The 15,639-nt window shown below is 50.6% G+C and carries 14 protein-coding genes; 11 read left to right on the forward strand and 3 right to left on the reverse strand.

What is annotated here, in order from left to right:
• Position 1 precedes the first annotated feature (1 nt).
• From ACFQ0N_RS28060 to ACFQ0N_RS28095, 8 genes are all read left to right on the forward strand, one after another.
• Complete coding sequence (locus ACFQ0N_RS28060) at positions 2-1,120, forward strand: TFIIB-type zinc ribbon-containing protein (protein ID WP_379332653.1); 1,119 nt, start codon at positions 2-4, stop codon at positions 1,118-1,120.
• A gap of 132 nt (positions 1,121-1,252) precedes the next feature.
• Positions 1,253-2,662: an extracellular solute-binding protein gene (locus tag ACFQ0N_RS28065; protein ID WP_379332655.1), complete on the forward strand. Its 1,410-nt coding sequence runs from the start codon at positions 1,253-1,255 to the stop codon at positions 2,660-2,662.
• Between the two features lie 341 nt (positions 2,663-3,003).
• Entirely contained in the window at positions 3,004-4,665 is a 1,662-nt protein-coding gene (locus ACFQ0N_RS28070; RefSeq protein WP_379332657.1) for an extracellular solute-binding protein, read from the forward strand.
• A gap of 79 nt (positions 4,666-4,744) precedes the next feature.
• Positions 4,745-5,710, forward strand: coding sequence for an ABC transporter permease (locus tag ACFQ0N_RS28075; RefSeq protein WP_379332659.1), 966 nt, complete (start codon positions 4,745-4,747; stop codon positions 5,708-5,710).
• 12 nt (positions 5,711-5,722) lie between these two features.
• The gene (locus ACFQ0N_RS28080; protein WP_379332661.1) at positions 5,723-6,604 is read left to right on the forward strand and encodes a carbohydrate ABC transporter permease; all 882 of its coding nucleotides are present in this window, start codon (positions 5,723-5,725) and stop codon (positions 6,602-6,604) included.
• A gap of 40 nt (positions 6,605-6,644) precedes the next feature.
• Complete coding sequence (locus ACFQ0N_RS28085; protein ID WP_379332663.1) at positions 6,645-7,640, forward strand: zinc-dependent alcohol dehydrogenase; 996 nt, start codon at positions 6,645-6,647, stop codon at positions 7,638-7,640.
• An 18-nt stretch (positions 7,641-7,658) separates the two neighbouring features.
• Positions 7,659-9,548, forward strand: a complete 1,890-nt coding sequence (locus tag ACFQ0N_RS28090; protein WP_379332665.1) for a WD40 repeat domain-containing protein — start codon at positions 7,659-7,661, stop codon at positions 9,546-9,548.
• A 165-nt stretch (positions 9,549-9,713) separates the two neighbouring features.
• Positions 9,714-10,025, forward strand: a complete 312-nt coding sequence (locus ACFQ0N_RS28095) for an MGMT family protein (RefSeq protein WP_379332715.1) — start codon at positions 9,714-9,716, stop codon at positions 10,023-10,025.
• 70 nt (positions 10,026-10,095) lie between these two features.
• On the opposite strand, the gene ACFQ0N_RS28100 is transcribed toward ACFQ0N_RS28095, so the two are convergent.
• A complete protein-coding gene (locus ACFQ0N_RS28100) occupies positions 10,096-11,133 on the reverse strand; it encodes an LLM class flavin-dependent oxidoreductase (RefSeq protein ID WP_379332667.1) in 1,038 nt (345 codons plus the stop codon).
• A gap of 174 nt (positions 11,134-11,307) precedes the next feature.
• Between ACFQ0N_RS28100 and ACFQ0N_RS28105 the strand changes: the two genes are divergently transcribed.
• A complete protein-coding gene (locus ACFQ0N_RS28105) occupies positions 11,308-11,586 on the forward strand; it encodes a hypothetical protein (RefSeq protein WP_379332669.1) in 279 nt (92 codons plus the stop codon).
• Positions 11,587-12,319: 733 nt separating this feature from the next.
• On the opposite strand, the gene ACFQ0N_RS28110 is transcribed toward ACFQ0N_RS28105, so the two are convergent.
• The gene (locus tag ACFQ0N_RS28110; RefSeq protein ID WP_379332671.1) at positions 12,320-13,318 is read right to left on the reverse strand and encodes an LLM class flavin-dependent oxidoreductase; all 999 of its coding nucleotides are present in this window, start codon (positions 13,316-13,318) and stop codon (positions 12,320-12,322) included.
• Positions 13,319-13,544: 226 nt separating this feature from the next.
• Positions 13,545-13,880 carry a thioredoxin family protein gene (locus ACFQ0N_RS28115; protein WP_379332673.1) on the reverse strand — a complete coding sequence of 112 codons (336 nt, stop codon included), beginning with the start codon at positions 13,878-13,880 and terminating at the stop codon, positions 13,545-13,547.
• Between the two features lie 83 nt (positions 13,881-13,963).
• On the opposite strand from ACFQ0N_RS28115, the gene ACFQ0N_RS28120 reads away from it, so the two are divergent.
• Positions 13,964-14,758: an AraC family transcriptional regulator gene (locus ACFQ0N_RS28120; RefSeq protein ID WP_379332675.1), complete on the forward strand. Its 795-nt coding sequence runs from the start codon at positions 13,964-13,966 to the stop codon at positions 14,756-14,758.
• 26 nt (positions 14,759-14,784) lie between these two features.
• On the forward strand, positions 14,785-15,597 hold the full coding sequence (locus tag ACFQ0N_RS28125; protein ID WP_379332677.1) for an MBL fold metallo-hydrolase: 813 nt from the start codon (positions 14,785-14,787) through the stop codon (positions 15,595-15,597).
• The last annotated feature ends 42 nt before the right edge of the window (positions 15,598-15,639 follow it).

Here is a 15,639-nt window from a genome sequence, read left to right on the forward strand (position 1 = left end):
CATGACCAGTGAAGCGACTACCAAGCAGCAGTCCGCCTTCTCCTTTCCGTGTCCAGGCTGCGGCGGGCCAATGCTTTTCAATTCCGATACGCAAATGATGAAATGCGATTATTGCGGGCGCGAAGACAGCATTGAAAGCTCTCCGCAGCAGCCGATCGAGCATGATCTGGATTTATCGGAGGGCACTGAAGAAGGGCTGACGGACTGGGGCATGCGGACGCGGACCGTACACTGTGAGAGCTGTGGAGGCGAAAGCGTCATACCGGAGATTGAGACCGCGACCATCTGTTCCTTTTGCGGCTCGCCCAAGGTGCTGACACAGGGCAGCGATGTGACAAGCATCCGGCCGGAGACGATGATCCCTTTCCAGATTTCCTTGCAAGAGGCAGGGGCCAAGTTCCAGCAATGGAAGAAAAAGCGCTGGTTTGTCCCTAACGCATTCAAAAAGGAAAAAATCACTGCGCGGCTGAAGGGGATTTATATGCCTTACTGGACCTATGATGCCGACAGTGCTTCTGTCTATACAGCAGAGCGGGGAGACTACCATTACCGGACCGAGGTGCGGACACGTACCGTTAACGGGAAGACGGAAACCTATACTGAACAGGTCAGATATACGGTGTGGCATCGGGTAGGCGGAGAGTACGATTATCAGTTCGACGATGTGCTTGTCCCGGCTTCGAGCCGTTATGAGAGCAAGCTGCTTAATGAGGTGGGCCATTTTGACCTGCGCCGCCTGACCGGATACAAGCCGGAATACTTAAGCGGATATACAGCCGAAAAATATTCCGTTTCCCGCAGTGACGGCTGGTCGCAGGCGGGGAGAAAGATGGATGAGCATCTCGAAAGTGATATTCGTTCCATGATCGGAGGGGACGAAATTCGCGGCCTGCACATCCGAACGCGGTTTTATAACCGGACATACAAGCATATTTTGCTGCCGGTCTGGAACGCGCATTATAAGTATCGTTCCAAGTCCTTTCGCTATATGGTCAATGGACAGACGGGGCGCGTAACCGGGACGGTGCCGCGCAGCCCGTGGAAAATTACGATCTTTACGATATTTTGCTTAATCGTCCTCATTACCGCGTATATCCTCTTTTCAAACTATAATTCATAACGTGAACGCCAGAGTTGAATTCTGGCGTTTTCTGTATATCGAAGCTTCTCTTATTGTTGACAATAAGCGGTGATTCACGCACAATAGCGATATACACTAATGTTTACCTTAAACCGTTGAGGAGAATTATACATGAGTAGTAAATTAGCGCGGATGTCGTTCCAGGAACGGCTGGATCATTTCATTAGCACGATTCGGACGGAAATAGTAGGCGGACTGCGGAAGCCAGGCACCTATTTGCCGTCGGAAAGCACGATGGCCAAGCAGTTTCAGCTCAGCAATAAATCGGTGCGCAAAGGGCTGGAGCTGCTGGTGGAGGAAGGGCTTATTGTGAAGATCGACCGGGTAGGCAGCATGGTCACGGAGACGGCCCGGCAAATTATTACGTTGAATTTCGGTTATAATTCGACATTAAACGAAGACTTCGTGCTGGGTGATTTATTGGCCGAGTTTCAGCGGCTGCATCCGTATATTTACGTTCGAGCCATACCGATGTCGGTTGACGAGCATGTCAAATTAGTCGGTGAAATGATGTCCAACGGCCTGCTGGATGTCGTATCGCTCAACAGTGTGCAGTTTCAGGAGCTGGCCGAGGCGGGGATGACCTCCATGTTGGAGCCGCTGGAGGAAGTGGACGGGCTGTATCCGATTACCTCAGAGGCGTTTCGCGTGGGCGAGGAATATTTTGTGCGCCCGATTTCCTTCTCGCCGGTCGTGCTATGTTACAATAAGGCTCACTTTGCCGAAGCGGGCATTCCAGAGCCGGACAGCTACTGGACCTGGGAGGATCTGCTGCAGGCGGCCAGGCGGATCTCCGAAGTTCGGGGCAAGCATTCCATCTACTTTGTGCCTGCATCGGAAAACCGCTATCCGATCTTTCTGCTGCAGGGCGGCATGCAAATGGAGATGGATGAGGGTGGCCAAATCCGTATCGGGGAAAAAATGGCCGAAAGCCTGCGGCTCTACAGTCGGCTGGTGAAGGACCATACGATATTTCCGAAATATTTTGCCGACCGCAGTGACGATGAGACGATTCAACTGTTCGCTCAGGAACAAGTATCGATTATTATAACGACACATTTCAATATGAATGCCTTCAATCAATTGCAGCTGCCATACGACGTGTGTCCCATTCCGGGCATACATCGCGGTGATCCGCAAAAAACGCTGCTGATTACGATTGGTGCGGGAATTAGCCACAATTCACGGGAGAAGGAGGCCGCCCGTACATTAGTTGATTTTTTGGCATCGGCAGAAGCGCAGCAAATTATTCGCGACCGTACAGTCAGCATTCCGGCGTTGCGGGCAGCGGCCGAAGCGGGTGCTGGTCAGGAGCATTTGAACCGGCCTTCCCGAACCTTGTTCTATCGGGAGCTGTTCCCTACTTTCAAATATCATCATGAGATTGGTCTGCCTATTCGCGCAATGAAAACCTTTAGCAGAAGCCTAAAGGCCTATTGGTCGGAAATGATTGACGAGACGATGCTGCAGGAACATTTGAAGGAATTGATTGTAAAGCAGTTAGCTGAAACAGATAGCTGATGTACGATGATATTTATGAACTGAGTACCTGATGTATATATGGACGAAATTTGCATGGAAAAGGCGCGGTATTTTCTTCGAATCGAAGAGAATTCGCGCTTTTTTGTTGGACAAACAGAGGGGACAGAAAATGAAACCGCTATTTTCTTGTTGACACCGCTTACAGCAAGTAGCTATAATAAGACCACAGATATATATCTGATTTACAATATTGATTATATATTACTTATTGTAAATCAGTCATAAAATGAAGGGGGCGTTGTTTGGGAAAACTGTAGCTAAAATAATAGAAAATACATGTAAAGCAACTGATTTCCACAAATGACAGGAGGAGCAAAAGCATGAGAAAAGGAATGAAATTTGGTACGGCTCTGCTCGTTTTGACGATGACTACATCAATGATGTTGTCAGCTTGTTCCAAAGATACATCAAATAAACCATCAAATTCGGGCAGTGACAAACCGGCTGCTGAGGGTAATGGTGGAACTGAAAGCAATAAACGGGATGCAGGCAATGGGCTGCAAGTGCCGATTGCTGATAAAAAACTGGATGTTTCCCTCTGGGCGCCAAGCGGCGGCAACTTTAAAGGGAAGGATTTTAACGAGAAATACTCCTTTCAAAAAATGGAGGAAGTCACGAATATCCACGTGAACTTCCAGCATGCTACCGAAGCAAGCGAAGAGGCATTCAGCCTGCTGATGTCCTCGGGTAAGCTGCCGGACATGATTTACACGGCAATGTGGGATAAAGAAGCTTCGAAATATGGTTCGCAAGGCGCATTACTGCCGCTTGAGCAGCTGATTGAAGAAAAGGCGCCGAACATCAAAAAAATCTTGGACGCCAATCCCGATATCCGCGGCTTGATTACTTCGCCGGATGGTCATATTTACTATTTGCCTAACTTGATGCTCGATACAAAGTATTTGACGCAAATGTTTGGCCAAATTCGCGAAGACTGGTTAGAAAAAGTTGGCTTGCCAGCACCGGAAACGACTGATGACTGGTACAACGTGCTGAAAGCGTTTAAAGAAAAAGATCCGAACGGCAACGGCAAAGCGGATGAAATTCCGTTTGTTACCGTCAACCTTGAAAACGTCATGTTCTTGTTTGCTCCGGCCTTTGGCGTGGAATTCGGACTGTTTGTAGAGGACGGCAAAGTCAAATACGGACCTTTTGATCCGCGTTTCAAAGATCTGGTGGAATACCTGAACAAACTTTACAATGAAAAACTGCTCGATCCGAACTATCTCGTCGATACGACCTTCAAGACATTGACAGAGAAAGTGACGACCGACCGTGCAGGTGCTTGGTTCGGATGGGCCGGTTCCTATATGGGCAACTTTACCCAATTGATGGACGGCAAGCATCCAACCTTCAAGATTGCGCCGGTATTGCCGCCTAAAGGTCCTAATGGCGATCAGCGCCATGTCTCCTTCCGTTGGCCGGCAGGCGCCAATGGCATTGCGGTCTCCTCGCAAACGAAAAATGCCGATGCCATTATTCAATGGCTTGATTACCAATACTCCGAAGAAGGCATTGTGATGAACAACTTCGGTGTCGAAGGCAAATCGTATGATATGGTCGACGGTCAGCCGAAATTTAAAGATGCCGTTACCCATCCGGAAAATGGCGAGTCGAATACAGAGGCATTGCTGACGCATACTGTTGGCGGCGGACAGTGGGCAACCGTGGAAGATCCGCGTTACTCGCAGCAAATTCGCGACGCGAGCGGTCAAACGGACAATCCGCAGGAGCTATACGGCCAATTCAACAAATTCGATTACAAAATGCCGCCAGTACAATTGCTGCCGGAAGAAAATGATATTGTCGTACCGATTATGGCAGACGTAACCACTTATGTAAATGAATCGATCAATGCATTTATTATGGGTAAAAAGCCGATCTCGGAATATGACGACTTCATCGCTCAGCTGAAGAAAATGAAATTCGAGCAGGCGCTCGAGCAGTACCAAAAAGGTTACGACCGTTTCAAAGGAAAATAAACCAGCGGCTCGTGGCAGACATTCCCCGGCCCTGCCTTAGAGGGGCGGGCCCGGGAAGTCTTCCAGAAAGGAGATTGTTATGGCGACGCCTGCAAATACGGCAGCCTCGCAGCCAGCGAAGCAGCCGAAACAGAGACGATCCGGCGCTTTCAAGCGGATTATGGCGAACAAGTATTTATATATTATGCTGGCTCCTGTCATCGCCTACTTTATCATTTTTGAGTATAAGCCGATGTATGGAGCTATTATCGCTTTTAAGAACTTCAATCCTTACCAGGGGATATGGGATAGTCCTTGGGCGGGATTGAAGCATTTTTATCACTTCTTTGACAGCTACTACTTTTGGCGTTTGCTTAAAAACACGCTGCTTATCAGCATGTTGTCGCTCGTTATCATCTTTCCGGCGTCGATCATATTTGCGCTTCTGCTGAATGAGGTGCGCAGCAAATATTATAAAACATTTGTACAGACGATGTCTTATCTGCCGCACTTTGTGTCCTTGATCGTTATTTGCGGGATGGTTATCGATTTTACGAGCCCGAACGGCATTATTAACCGGATGATTGTCTCGCTTGGCATCGCGAGCGAGCCGATCAATTTTCTGATATTGCCGGAATGGTTCCGTTCGATTTATATTGGCTCCGGTCTGTGGCAAAGCATTGGCTGGAACTCAATTATTTACCTGGCCGCTTTGGCCGGCATTAACCCCAGCTTGTATGAAGCGGCGGTTGTCGATGGTGCGAGCCGTTGGAAACAGATGCTGAATGTGACGATTCCGGGCATTTTACCGACCATTCTCATTCTGCTAATTTTAAATATCGGTTCATTGATGAGCGTAGGCTGGGACAAAATTATTTTGCTGTATAACTCGGCCACCTACGAAACAGCAGACGTGATTTCGACCTTTGTATACCGCCGAGGCATTATGGAGGCAGATTACAGCTTCTCCGCAGCCGTTGGCCTGTTTAACTCGGTCATCAACTTCACTTTGCTAATTCTCGCTAACCGGGTTAGTAGAAAAACGACTGAAAGCAGCTTGTGGTAAGGGGTGAATGGTATGGTTTCCAAACCGAGTGTCGGCGAAAGATTATTTGATGGCTTCAATCTCATATTTTTAGCGGTATGTTCCTTTGTATTTTTATATCCGATTTGGTACGTTATCGTATCTTCTTTTAGCGATGCCCATGCGATCGCTGCCGGTCAGGTCACCTTCTGGCCTGTAGAATTCAACTTGAAGGCTTATAAGCTGGTGTTTTCCGACAGCATGGTGTTGGATGCTTATGGCAATACACTGATTTACGTTCTTGGCGGTACGGCAATTAACCTGCTGCTGACGACATTGGGCGCTTATCCGTTATCGCGTCCGGGGCTGGGCGGCAAACGTTTCTTTATGGCTTTTATCGTCTTTACGATGTTCTTTAGCGGCGGCTTGATTCCGGGTTACTTGAACATTCGCGATCTCGGTTTGTACGATACAGTGTGGGCATTGCTTTTGCCAGGTGCAGTCAGCGCCTTTAACTTGATAGTGATGCGGACCTTTTTTCAAAGCACGATACCGGAGAGCCTGGTTGAGTCGGGCAAAATTGACGGCGCCAACGATTTCCGCATTTTGTGGTCGCTCGTTCTGCCGCTTTCGCTGCCGGTTATGGCCGTCATGACATTATTCTATGCCGTATCGCATTGGAATAGCTGGTTTACGGCGATGATTTATTTGCAGGACCGTTCCTTATACCCGCTGCAATTGATCTTGCGGGAAATTTTGATTCAATCGACAGCGCAAAACTTAACGACGAATGTAGCGCAGGATGAACTGAGTCAGGTCAGTGAAGCGATTAAATATGCGACGATCGTTGTCGCCACCGTACCAATATTGGTTGTTTATCCATTTTTACAAAAATATTTCGTTAAAGGCGTTATGATTGGCGCTGTGAAGGAATAGCAGCAGGGACACTGGGATTCAGCGAGAGGGAGAGAAAAAGATGAAAGCAATTGTTGCATTAGATGGACAGATACAACTTGCCGACGTTCCAGTTCCGCAACTTGATGATCGTTCCGTTTTAGTTCAAACCGAATACTCTGCAATAAGTCCGGGCACAGAGCTTATGATGCAGGATGTCAACCGGCACAAGGAAGTCGCCCTTGGCTATTCAGCGTCAGGCATAGTCAAGCAGGTGGGCAAGGAAGTTACCCATCTGCAGGTAGGGCAGCGGGTTGCCTGCTATGGCGCCCCTTATGTGAAGCATGCAGAAATGCTTACCGTGCCGCGTCACCTTGCTGTTCCTGTCCCGGATCATGTGACGTTGGTAGAAGCTTCTACTGTAGGACTAGGGGCAATTGCCATCCACGCTTTGCGTCAAGCCAGCCTGCAGTTTGGTGAAAGTGTCGTCGTCGTCGGCCTCGGTATTTTGGGACAAATAATTGCGCAGATCGCTGCGGCTGCCGGCCTGAATGTCATTGCGCTCGATATTGTCGAGGAGCGCTGTGCGGCTGCGGAAAAGATTGGATTACAGCATATTTGCCAGTCGCCGGAGGAGGTCCAGGCGAAGCTGGAGACGAGTTTGACTGAGCAGGGTGCGGATTGCGTCATACTGGCCGGCGGCAAAGGCGGAGAGCTGGTCGACCAAGGCTTGCAGTGGATTCGCGACCGTGGGAAGGTCGTCGTCGTCGGCGATCTGCAGATGGAATTTTCACGCGAATTAATGTTTGCGAAGGAAGCGCAGCTGCTCATTTCTCGCGCAGGCGGTCCGGGACGCTACGATGCCACCTATGAAAGCGGAGGAATTGACTATCCGATCGGCTACGTGCGCTGGACAGAAGGCAAAAACATGGCGGAATTTATTCGTTTGATGGCTGAAGGACTCATTCATATTTCACCGCTTATTTCCAAAGTCATGCCGTTGGCCGAAGCTGAGCAAGCCTATCATGTATTCCGTGACAATCCGCGGGATACGCTGGGCATCGTGCTGCAGTACTAGTGAAGAGGTGATTCGTCCATGGGTGTAAAATGGATTGGCGAGCCGCTTGAGGCCGTCTGCGTATGGGCGGCGGCATATGGGCGAGGGCAGGAAGCCGGACAGGACCGGATTTACGCTGTATCTTCCGGCAAACCGTGCGTGCTGCTCGTTATCGATCCTCATGCCGGCAAGTGTCTAGAGCGCTGGCCGCTCGAAGGGGCAAGCCATAGCTGGGGAGTTGTAGCGACGGCAAGCGGGGTATATATTACGGGAGACGGCAATTTGTATCGTTACCGTGCCGGCGAGGCGCTCGAAAATCTGGGCACCATTATTAGCGGAGAGCATTACACATGGCGTGCGGCAGCCGATGCCGAGGGGATGATCTATGGCGGCTGCTATCCGGGAGGAAAAGCATTTCAATATAACCCGCAGACAGGGCAGTTCCGCAATTACGGCGTCGTTGTCGAGGGCGAGCAATATGTGCGCTGCATGAAGGCTTGGGATGGCAAGCTGTATATCGGAATCGGCACTCAAAGGCCTTATTTGGTTGAAATGGATACGAATACCGGTGACAAAAGTATTATTCCGCTGCCGCCCGAAGCGCAGCAGGAACAGCTTGTCTATGATTTGGACATTGTTTATCCGAAATTGATCATTCGCTGTACACCTTCAAATGCGATGTTTGTATACGATATGGAAGAACGAGAGTGGACAGACCGCATTGACGATGCGGCGGGACTCGCTGTGTCCCCTGCAGACGAGGAAGGCAATGTGTTCTTCGTCAAAAGCGGTTATTTGCATGTTTACCATCTGGCGACCAAGCAATTGCGCTCTACCGGCATTCCGCAGCCCGAACCGGCGGCGGACTTTGGCTGGATTGAACAGCGGGATCCGGCAAGGCCGGGTGCAAGCCTGCTCTGGATGAATCGCGACGGCACGTATTCGCTCTATCATCCGGCGACAGGGGCGATGAAGGTCGTTGATCCGCAGCCGCAGGGCCAGCCGGTGACAATTCAATCGATGACCCAGGGCCCGGACGGCAATATTTATGTAGGCGGCTACTTTGCCGGGGCGCTGGCCGTATATAAGCCGGCAAGCGTGACGATGCAGCTTTACCGAAAAATTGGTCAAATCGAAAATATGATTGCTTTCCAAGGCAAGGTATATATGGGAGTCTACCCGAAGGCGAATATTTTCTGTTACGACCCCGAGTCGGTATGGGAGAATGGGCAAAATCCGGAGCTGCTGTTTTCACTGCGTGCTCATCGCCAGGACCGCCCATTCGCGTTCACCGCCGCCGGTCAGCGGCTGGCGATCGGGACGGTGCCCGACTACGGTTGTCTGGGCGGAGCGTTAACTTTGTACGATCCTGTTGCCAATCATTATGATACGTACACCAACATTGCCGACCGACAAAGCATTGTCTCGCTCGCTTATCGCAACGGGCTTATTTATGCGGGCGGCTCGATTTGGGGCGGTCTGGGGATTGTGCCTGCGACGGAGGAAGCGCTGCTGACCGTGTGGGACGCTGAGCGCGCTGCTGTCGTTTGGCAGGGGATATCGGTGGCCGGAGAAAAAGCGATTTCGGCACTGGCCTTCGACGATAGCGGCATGCTGTGGGGTTTAACGTCAGGGTATCTGTTCCAATTCGATCCGGAGAGCCGGAAAGTGCTGCAGACGGTGGAGCTGTTTGCTTTCGACTGGAGCAGCGTAGGCCATTATTGGCGTGGCGGCTATTTGCTGTATCGAGAGGACGGTAAGCTGGTCGGCTCAACGTTAAAGCGTTTATTCACCTACGATATCCGGACGGGACAGCTTGACGTGCTTGATGAGGATGCTTTTTTGCTGGCCTCCGACCCGCAAGGGCATGTTTACTTTGCCCGAGACACTCAACTGTACCAATACCAGTGGGAAGCAGCTTCAAAATAGATCCAAGCCAAGGCCGGGAGATGCGAGCCCGCGGCCATTGTCATTAAATACCGCTCTTGACCATCATGCGAGCCCTTCGCAGGATGATTAAGGGCGGTATCTATTTTCCGGGAAATAACGATTCATGATATAGTAGGTGCTATACGGATAAGGTTGAGGTGAATGATGGAGCCTTTTACACAACGCGTAATTGCAGTTATTAAAAATATTCCTGCCGGGAAAGTAATGACCTATGGCCAAGTGGCGGCAGAGGCCGGCAGTCCGCGGGGAGCAAGACAGGTTGTACGGATTTTACACTCCATGAGCACGGCCCATCGGCTTCCTTGGCATCGGGTTGTGAATGTCAAAGGCGAAATTGCCATTCAGGATGAAGAAGGGCGTCTAAAGCAGATTTTGAATCTTGACATTGAAGGGGTAGAGGTCGGCGAGGACGGACGTATTGATCTGAGTATTTACCGGTACACGCCGGAAGAGTGAGCAAGCAAGCAGATCAGACAAAAGCTGGATAGTTGCTTGTTTGCTTGCAGGCCCACTCTTGCAAGGCCGGTTAATGCTGTGAGAGCTCCTTGCGCACGAGCGGGGCTACCTTTGTGCCGAGCAGCTCGATTGCATGGAGCACGTCCTTGTGCGGCATGGTGCCGACGTTGATATGAAGGAAGAAGCGCGATACGCCAAGATTTTTATGCAGCAGCAATATTTTTTGGGCGACATATTCCGGATCGCCGACATAAAGTGCGCCTTGCAGGCTTCTTGCCGCATCGAACGCTTCCCTTGTATACGGCGGCCATCCTCGTTCGCGTCCGATAACATTCATCTGTGCCTGCGTGGAAGGGAAAAATAGCTCGGCAGCTTGCTCGGTAGTATCGGCGATGAATCCGTGCGAGTGGGTCGCAATCGGCAGCTTCCCCGGATCAAGGCCGGCCCGTTCGGCGGATCGTTTGTACAGCTCTACCAGCGGAGCGAATCTTTCCGGCATGCCGCCAATAATGGCCAGCGCCAGCGGAAGTCCCAGCGCGCCGGCCCGGGCGACCGATTCGGGGCTGCCCCCGCTGGCAATCCATACTGGGAGGGGCGTCTGTACAGAGCGCGGATAGATGCCCAGATTCTTGATGGCCGGCCGATGCTTGCCTTGCCAGGTGACCTTCTCATTGTCGCGAATCGTTAACAGCAAATCCAGCTTTTCATGAAACAGCTCCTCATAATCGTCGAGGCTGTAGCCGAACAAAGGGAAGGATTCAATAAATGAACCGCGCCCGGCCATAATTTCCGCCCGTCCATTCGACAAGCCGTCCAGCGTGGAAAACGCCTGATATACGCGGACAGGATCGTCCGAAGACAGCACAGTAACGGCGCTGGTCAGGCGAATGCGCTTCGTCATCCCTGCAGCCGCCGCCAGCACGACAGCGGGTGCCGTACCGGCATAATCCGCTCTATGATGCTCTCCAATACCGTAGACATCAAGGCCTACCTTATCAGCCAGTACAATTTCCTCAAGAGCATTGCGCAAACGCTCGGCATGATTTACGGCGGCTCCTGTGACGGGGTCTGGAGTTGCTTCCAAAAAAGTGCTGATTCCGATCTCCATCGTTAAGCTCTCCTCCTTTTTTTCTCATTATACTTACAAAAATAATGTTTCTCAAGTAAAGTTAGTTTTTGGCGGTACCAGCCGGCGGTTATGATCAAATTGATGCGCAAATTAATTAAATTTTGCGTACGTGATACAATAGCAGTATTACACGATTGTAAGGAGAGTATGATGATGGCAGAACAGATCGATGAACAAGCAATGCTTCAATACATTGCAGACCGCACAAAAGCTGATATAAAAAGTATACAGCAAGTGCTGAAGCATGAGGAGGCTTTTATCGGGAAGGCAAAGGCGAATGCGCAGGGAGAAGTCGATATCGACAGCGATGAGCTGGTTGATTATGTACTGAGCCGTCCGGATATTAAGCTGACTGAAATTATGATCGATGCGATACTGGAAGCGGAAATGGATTATTTGACGGAACAAGGGCTTGCAGGAGATATCGATTAACGAAAACCGTTTCTTAACAGACGGAGGTCACTTCTAATAGATGACCGCTTTATCTGTGAAGAAACGGTTTTTTTCCAGAATTTAAAAATTTCTAAGCCGTGCGGAAAAACAAATTTTTCTCATGGTTTCGCGCCGGGGGCGTTGTCGGCTATGGGGCGAAATTGTGCACAAAACACAACATTTGAGGAGATTTGGGCTGAAATTGAAGGAAATGTTGTACCTTCTGCAACAATCTTCCCCGTTTCGCCACGTTTCGCCCGCCAGGAGAGCAGATTATTGCATTCTATACAACAATTTGGGTCATGCTTCGTTTTCGGGCAGTGATTTGTTGCAGAAACTGCAACATTAGCGGACGGAATCATCCTCTCAGGCTTTAGAAGGGGGCGCTTTGCACGTCCAGCTTTTAGGTATGCGGACGCAGGATTCGTTATTTTGTCGAAACTAGGCTAGTTCGGAGTTTCGCGGACAGACGATCCGTTATTTGCTGGTTTTGCCGGGTTTTCGCGGCGTTTCGAGGCAAATAACGGATCTACGGAGGCTGTCGATTTTCTGTGGACAATGATTTTTTTGCCGCGGAAGCGGGCAACAGTGAGTCATGTGGACAGACGAGGTGCACGAGCAAGTCGTTTTTGCTGTTTTGTTCACAAATAACGGATCCACGGTCCGCGTTCAGCTCACGCTCATTCTTGAACGACAGCCTCCTGCGTCTTTTCGCATCAGTGGCGCCACCCCGTTATTGTACAATTTCCGCCATCAGCTCATAGGAGCGCAAACGAGCCTGATGGTCATAAATCTGGGCGGTCACGATAAACTCATCGGCGCCGGTCTCTGCCAATATTTGCTCCAATCGCCTTTTCACTGTTTCTTGGCTGCCGGCAACGGCATAGCGCAGCTGCTTATGAACGAGCATTTGCTCTTGGGGGGACCATAGTTCATCCATATGATCGACCGGAGGCTGCAGCTTGCCGGGACGGCCGCGTACCAGGTTCAGGAACTGCTGCTGCTGGGATGTGGCTAATCGCTTCGCTTCCTCATCTGTATCTGCAACGACGACATTAAGGCCGACCATGGCATATGGGCTGGTTAGTGCGCCAGAAGGCCGGAAGCTGCTGCGGTACAGCTCCAAAGCGGGCAGCAAATAATCCGGCGCAAAGTGGCTGGCGAAAGAAAACGGAAGTCCGAGCAAACCCGCCAGTTGTGCGCTGAATCCGCTGGAGCCAAGCAGCCAGATGGGAATGTTGAGCCCCTCGCCCGGTACAGCGCGCAGCGGGCTGCCGCTTTCGGAAGCGGGTTGGAAATAGGAGCGCAGCTCCCCTAGCTGCTCGGGAAACTGGGAGCCGTCGCTATCGAGTCCCCGCCGCAGCGCCTTGGCTGTCAGCTGGTCAGAGCCGGGAGCGCGGCCCAAGCCGAGATCAATGCGTCCAGGATACAGCGATTCCAGGGTGCCGAATTGCTCGGCAATGATAAGCGGAGCATGATTCGGCAGCATAATGCCGCCTGAGCCGACACGAATCGTAGATGTTCCGGCGGCGACATAACCGATGACGACAGAAGTGGCGGAGCTGGCGATCCCTGGCATATTGTGGTGTTCAGCCAGCCAAAAACGATTGTAGCCCCAGCGTTCAGCATGCTGGGCAAGATCAAGTGTATTGCGCAAAGAGTCAGCTGGCGTTCCGCCTTCAATGACGGGAGCCAGATCCAAAATCGACAAAGGCAGCTTGTGAAGTGTCACTTGATAATACCTCCATTTTCGATTGCTTATTTCAACTGGAAGGTCGTATGGACATATGAAAACAATAACTGTAACTAGTATAGTTACAGCAATGGGAGAAGTCAACCGTATACAAAGTGGTTACAGTTATATTATTGTGCGTTGAGGTAGACCATTCTATGTGCGCAAAAAAGCGAGATACATCAAGGGGCTCGAATTGTGAGATTGTCCAACAAATTAGGGGTGTTTAATTCTCAGCGTAAGTTGCTTCAAGCGAATAGATTGTAAGCACATGTTTCAGCTCATCGAAGCGGATGAAGCGCGATGCCCGGTAAACTTCCTTTCCTCTGTAAAATATGAGCAGAGTTGGGGCTGTCAGCACCAAGTGGTGAGCGGCTATATCAGGAACATCTGCTATATAGACATAGCTGCCCGAAACGGCCGGAAAGTCATTAAGCATAGCGGATATTTTAACATGAACGGATTCGCATACTCCGCATTGCCCGGTTTTTATAAGCAGCAGCGCCAGCGAGTCCCCGGTGATGTCGTTTATTACTTGATCTAAATTGTGCAGTTGCTTCACTGTAAGACGCCTCCGATAGTCAGGTGTATCTGATTGTACATTATTCAAGCATGATTTGCTATAATCGAATCAGGTGAACGCAGATGCAAATTCAAATGAACTTTTCACAAATGGAGCTGCACCGGATCGAACATCAATTTGAAAATATTCCGCACCGTCATGAGGGGCAATTTCAAGTTACGGTACCTTTCCGCGGAACATGCTATTTGCGGCAGGAAAATTCGGAACGGATTTTGACTGCCGGCAGCGGCTTGATTCTGCATCCGAATGATCGGCACTCTTTGCATATCGAGCCGGGAGCGGGCATCGTTATCCTCAAAGTGGACGCGGACAGCATGTATCCGCCTGATTGGCTGGAACGCTGTGAACCGCCCGCCTGGCATCGATTCAATCCCGGAGAAATATATGACCGCTTTATCGCCTGGACCTCCGGGCCAAGCGCCGCTGAGCAGCTGGAAGCTCTGGCTGCCGAAGAAATTGAAACGCAATTGCTTGCCAGCCTGCATAAGCTGCTGTGGGGGAGCGGGCCGGCAGTGTATCGCAAGGAGGCTTGCGCGCAGGAGCATATGTCTCGTGTGCTCGAATATATGCAGGCTTACTACACAGAGCCGCTTAGCATCGATATGCTGTCATCCATAGCCTTGCAGAGTCGTTACCACTTTATGCGATCGTTTAAAGCGGCTGTCGGCATGACCCCTTATCAATATGTACTTCTACTGCGTGTTCAGAAGGCGAAGGATTGCTTGCTGCGGACAAATGAGACTATTACAGACATCAGCTATCGTCTCGGCTTTTCCAGCACAAGCCAGTTTTACCGTGCATTCGTCAAGTTTGTGCGCGCGACGCCGGAGCAGTTCCGCCTGGCCGGCCGCTGCTGAACGACCACTTTTGGGAGGGACAGGGCATGATTGTTCATTTTTTGGGAACGGCTGCATTCGAAGGGATTCCGTCACTGTTTTGCAAATGCGATACTTGCCAACAGGCGCGTGCGCGCGGCGGCAAAAATATCCGCACTCGAACTTCTGTCATTATCGATGAGGTGCTGAAGGTTGATTTTCCGCCGGATAGCTGCCATCATGCGATCCGCGATCAGATCGATATGGACAAAATTCAAGATCTGATTATTACTCATTCTCACAGTGATCACTTATATGCAGAAGATCTTGTTATCCGCATGCCTGGTTACGCGCAGTCAGAGGAACATCAGATCCAAATTTACGGCCATGATATGCCGATCCGTCATTGCATTCAGCAACTCGGCGCTAATGCGCTGCAGAAATTCAAGCTCCAGGTCGTACGGCCATTCGAGCGGGTGGAGATGCAGACGGCCAATATCGTCCCGCTGCCCGCCGATCATGACAAGAGCGAGACCTGTCTGCTCTATTACATAGAGCGCAATGGCAAGACGGTTTTTTACGGCCATGACAGCGGCTGGTTTCCTGAAGCGACGTGGGAATGGCTGAAGGGCTGCAAGCTCGATTTGGCTATATTGGAGTGTACGGTAGGCCATGCCGAATACCGGAACAATCATATGAGCGTCGATGCCGTTCTCGAAACAAGGGAATGGCTGCTCGCTAACGATGTGCTGAAGGCAGACGGAAAAATCGTCGTCACGCACTTTTCGCATAATGCTCATCTGTTGCATGAGGATTTGGAGGCGATTTTCGCGCCGCATCATATTATGGTCGCTTATGACGGGATGAAGCTGGAGCTATAATTTTGAAATATAAGGCGGTTGGGCATGACACATTCATGCTCA

Origin of the sequence: Paenibacillus sp. GCM10027626 (assembly GCF_042676285.1) — a bacterium.
Taxonomy (GTDB): Bacteria; Bacillota; Bacilli; order Paenibacillales; family Paenibacillaceae; genus Paenibacillus_Z.